This window comes from Pseudomonas sp. 34 E 7, from assembly GCF_900005715.1.
GTDB classification, from domain to species: domain Bacteria; phylum Pseudomonadota; class Gammaproteobacteria; order Pseudomonadales; family Pseudomonadaceae; genus Aquipseudomonas; species Aquipseudomonas orientalis_A.
The window spans coordinates 1-3,773 of the sequence record NZ_CVTX01000074.1 but is presented as its reverse complement, the minus strand read 5'-3'; the positions used below and the strand labels follow the sequence as shown (position 1 = coordinate 3,773).

Annotated in this window: 6 protein-coding genes; all 6 read left to right on the top strand. The window is 63.4% G+C overall.

The genetic code is table 11. From position 1 onward, the window contains the following. The coding region (locus BFP96_RS03550; protein WP_139113332.1) for a RibD family protein at positions 1–477 on the top strand (477 nt) is incomplete at its 5' end. A gap of 48 nt (positions 478–525) precedes the next feature. Next, positions 526–1,188: a riboflavin synthase gene (locus tag BFP96_RS03545; RefSeq protein WP_065888387.1), complete on the top strand. Its 663-nt coding sequence runs from the start codon at positions 526–528 to the stop codon at positions 1,186–1,188. Between the two features lie 15 nt (positions 1,189–1,203). Continuing rightward, positions 1,204–2,295 (top strand): bifunctional 3,4-dihydroxy-2-butanone-4-phosphate synthase/GTP cyclohydrolase II, encoded by a 1,092-nt coding sequence (gene ribBA / locus BFP96_RS03540; RefSeq protein ID WP_065893131.1) that lies wholly within the window; start codon positions 1,204–1,206, stop codon positions 2,293–2,295. Positions 2,296–2,383: 88 nt separating this feature from the next. Then, positions 2,384–2,860 carry a 6,7-dimethyl-8-ribityllumazine synthase gene (gene ribE, locus BFP96_RS03535; protein ID WP_003176356.1) on the top strand — a complete coding sequence of 159 codons (477 nt, stop codon included), beginning with the start codon at positions 2,384–2,386 and terminating at the stop codon, positions 2,858–2,860. Then, positions 2,857–3,357 (top strand): transcription antitermination factor NusB, encoded by a 501-nt coding sequence (gene nusB / locus BFP96_RS03530; protein WP_065888385.1) that lies wholly within the window; start codon positions 2,857–2,859, stop codon positions 3,355–3,357. Before ribE ends, nusB begins: the two co-directional genes overlap by 4 nt. Before the next feature lie 18 nt (positions 3,358–3,375). Then, positions 3,376–3,773: AIR synthase related protein (locus tag BFP96_RS03525; RefSeq protein ID WP_256548741.1), on the top strand; the 398-nt coding region annotated here is incomplete at its 3' end.

The following is a 3,773-nucleotide window of genomic DNA, read 5'->3' as shown; positions in this document are numbered from 1 at the left end:
GGCCTGGATGCAGAGACCACCGCCCTGGCCATGTCGCGCCCGCCGTTGCGTGTGTTGATCGACGGCCGTCTGCGAGTGCCGCTCGATGCGCCGTTCTTCAAGGCGGGCCCGGCATTGGTCATCACCTGCGTAACCCCGGAAAACCAGTTCCCCCGTGGTCCCGAGTGCCTGGTGGTACCGGGTGTGGAGGGCCAGGTCGACCTGCGATCGGCGCTGGTGGCGCTTGCCAACCGTGGCGTCAACGAAGTGCTGGTGGAAGCCGGCCCGAGCCTGGCGGGCGCGTTTGCCCAGCAAGGGCTGGTCGACGAGTACGTGATTTTCGTCGCCGGCAAGTTTCTCGGTTCCGCTGCCCGACCCTTGCTGGACTGGCCGCTTGAGAAGCTGGCCGATGCTCCCCACCTCAAGATCACTGACATGCGTGCCGTGGGCGACGACTGGCGAATCACTGCCATTCCCGTGCCTGCGGCGAGCGTATAATTCCCGGCCCGCGCTTGAGCGTCAGCCCCCCGTTTTCAGGAGAACGACATGTTCACCGGCATTATCGAGTCCATCGGCAGCATCCGTGCAATGACCCCCAAAGGCGGCGATATTCGCCTGCTGGTTGAAACCGGCAAGCTGGACCTGGGCGACGTCAAGCTGGGCGACAGCATCGCCGTCAGCGGTGTGTGCCTGACCGTCGTCGAGCTGCCGGGCAACGGCTTCGCTGCCGATGTGAGCCGCGAGACCCTGGACTGCACCGCGATGAACGATCTTGCGGCCGGCAGCCCGGTCAACCTGGAAAAAGCCCTGACGCCCACCACGCGCCTGGGCGGCCACCTGGTCAGCGGGCATGTCGACGGCGTCGGCGAAGTCGTGGCCCGCAGCGAGAACGCGCGCGCCGTGGAGTTTCGTATCCGCGCGCCGAAAGAGCTGGCCAAGTACATCGCCCATAAAGGCTCGATCACCGTCGACGGCACCAGCCTGACCGTGAACGCCGTGAATGGCGCCGAATTCGAACTGACCATCATTCCCCACACCCTCAGCGAAACCATCATGGCCTCCTACCAGCCAGGCCGGCGGGTGAACCTGGAAGTGGACTTGCTTGCCCGTTACCTGGAGCGCCTGTTGCTGGGCGAAAAGGCCGCAGAGCCTGCATCAGGCACCATCACCGAAAGTTTTCTGGCCGCTAACGGCTACCTGAAATCCTGACCAAGGGGGTGCCGCGTGGCGCTCAATAGCATCGAAGAACTGGTTGAAGACATCCGCCAAGGCAAGATGGTCATCCTGATGGATGACGAAGATCGCGAGAACGAAGGCGACATCATCATGGCCGCCGAAGCGTGCAAGGCCGAGCACATCAACTTCATGGCCAAGCACGCCCGTGGGTTGATCTGCATGCCCATGAGCCGTGAACGCTGCGAATTGCTCAAGCTGCCGTTGATGGCGCCGCGTAATGGCTCGGGCTTCGGCACCAAGTTCACCGTATCGATTGAAGCCACCACCGGCGTCACCACCGGCATCTCCGCCGCCGACCGTGCGCGCACCGTGCAGGCTGCTGCTGCGAAAGACGCCAAGGCTGAAGACATCGTCAGCCCCGGCCACATCTTCCCGCTGATGGCCCAGCCGGGCGGCACCCTGGCGCGTGCGGGGCACACCGAAGCCGCGTGCGACCTGGCGCGCATGGCCGGGTTCGAGCCGAGCGGGGTGATCTGCGAGGTGATGAACGACGACGGCACCATGGCCCGTCGCAGTGAACTCGAAGCGTTTGCCGCCGAGCACAACCTCAAGATCGGCACCATTGCCGACCTGATTCACTACCGCATGATCCACGAACGTACCGTTCAGCGGATTGCCGAGCAGCCGCTCGACAGCGAACTGGGCCACTTCAATCTGGTGACCTACCGTGATTCAGTGGAAGGCGACGTGCACATGGCGCTGACCCTGGGCACCATTTGCGCCGAAGAGCCGACCCTGGTGCGCGTCCACAACATGGACCCGCTGCGCGACCTGCTGATGGTCAAGCAGCCCGGCCGCTGGAGCCTGCGCGCGGCCATGGCCGCGGTTTCCGAGGCGGGCAGTGGCGTGGTGCTGTTGCTTGGCCACCCGCTGGATGGCGATGTACTGCTGGCGCATATCCGCGAAACGGCCGACCACGTGCCGGTGAAAAAACCGACCACCTACAGCATCGTCGGTGCCGGTTCGCAGATCCTGCGCGACCTCGGTGTACGCAAAATGCGCCTGATGAGCGCACCCATGAAATTTAATGCGATATCCGGTTTCGATCTGGAAGTTGTAGAATACGTGCCCTCCGAATAAAGGCTGGCGATTCCTGCCCCTTGTTCGCGGTTAAATCATCACTGAGGGACGCACTTTTCGCGTCCCGGCTCTTTAAGAGATTTGTCGAATGACCCTGAAGACCATCGAAGGTACCTTCATCGCCCCCAAAGGCCGCTATGCCCTGGTGGTTGGCCGCTTCAACAGCTTCGTGGTTGAAAGCCTGGTAAGCGGTGCCGTTGACGCCCTGGTTCGCCACGGTGTGAGCGAGAGCGACATCACCATTATCCGTGCCCCTGGCGCCTTCGAAATTCCACTGGTTGCGCAAAAGGTTGCCCAGCAGGGTGAATACGCGGCAATCATCGCCCTGGGTGCGGTCATTCGTGGCGGTACCCCGCACTTCGAATACGTGGCCGGCGAATGCACCAAGGGCCTGGCCCAGGTGTCCATGGAGTTCGGCGTGCCCGTCGCTTTCGGCGTGCTGACCGTTGACTCCATCGAGCAAGCCATCGAGCGCTCCGGCACCAAGGCCGGTAACAAAGGCGCTGAAGCTGCCCTGTCCGCCCTGGAAATGGTCAGCCTGCTGTCGCAGTTGGAGGCCAAGTGATTTCCGACGAAAGCGATCGTTTCAACCCACGCGACGAGCGTCCAGCCGACGCCGGCAAGCCTTCGAAAAGCGAAAAGCGTCGTGCTGCGCGCCAGCTGGCGACCCAGGCGCTGTACCAGCGCCACATGGCTGGCACTGCGCTGAACGAAATCGAAGCGCAATTTCGCGTCGATAACGATTTCACCTTCGCTGACCAGAGCTACTTCCACGACATCCTGCACGGTGTTCCGGCCAACCTGGACGAGATCGACAAGGCCTTGGCGCCCTGCCTGGACCTGACCCTCGAAGAGCTGGATCCGGTTGAACTGGCCGTGCTGCGCCTGTCCACCTGGGAACTGCTCAAGCGCGTCGACGTGCCGTACCGCGTGGTGATCAACGAAGGCATCGAACTGGCGAAAGTCTACGGTTCGACCGACGGCCACAAGTTCGTCAATGGCGTGCTCGACAAGCTGGCCCCGCGCCTGCGGGAAGCCGAAGTGAAGGAACACAAGCGCTAAGTTGCGCTTGTGGCCTTGATGGGTGAGTTCGAGCTGATCCGCAACTATTTCGCCGCCGCGCCCTGCGCGCAAGGCGGCGAAGGCATTGCCCTGGGGATCGGCGACGACTGCGCCTTGCTGGCGCTCCCCGCCGGGGAGCAACTGGCAGTCTCCACTGACACCTTAGTGGCCGGCGTACACTTTGCCGACCCGTGTGACCCGTTTCTGCTCGGCCAGCGCTCGCTGGCCGTGGCGGTGAGCGACCTGGCTGCCATGGGCGCCCATCCCCTCGCGTTTACCCTTGCCCTGACCACGCCGACCGTCGATGCCGACTGGTTGCAACGCTATGCCCAGGGTTTGAACGCCATGGCGCAACGCTGCGGCGTGGGCCTGGTGGGCGGCGACACCACGCGCGGGCCGCTGAGCCTGACCTTGAC